Annotated in this window: 1 protein-coding gene; it reads left to right on the forward strand. The window is 43.0% G+C overall.

Annotation, left to right across the window (positions count from 1 at the left end):
- Positions 1-303: 303 nt before the first annotated feature.
- On the forward strand, positions 304-486 hold a 183-nt coding region (locus tag A3750_RS04670; protein WP_156498404.1), incomplete at its 3' end, for an ATP-binding cassette domain-containing protein.

The following is a 486-nucleotide window of genomic DNA, read 5'->3' on the forward strand; positions in this document are numbered from 1 at the left end:
TGCAGAGAGTAAAAAGAAGCGTTGAAAGTTTGAAGAAACGGCTCATTTAGAGTTCTTTGTTTGTGATTGATGCCCTAGTTTAGTGCTTGGTTTTGGTCTTCGTAAAGCTAATTTGAGGATACGCCTGTAAGCTTGGTGTCTACTGCAACATGACCATGTGGCAAGGTTGGAGCTTCGCCCTTGAACTCGTTCATGCCCGCCCATATAGTCTTCGCGACTAGTAATAAGTCTTTGATTTGCGTCTGCTATTTGGCGGATGCGATCGTCCTTTCGAACATTCACAAGTAGAAACGAAGATAAAAAATGATCAGCGTAAAAAATCTCTCTAAATATTTTGGTGATTTCTGCGCAGTAGACGATGTTTCGTTTGCGGTTCAACCAGGTGAAATACTTGGATTTTTAGGACCTAACGGCGCTGGCAAATCTACCACCATGAAAATGCTAACCGGCTTTTTGAACCCCTCATCGGGCGCCATTGATATGATG

Source organism: Oleiphilus sp. HI0079, from assembly GCF_001635105.1.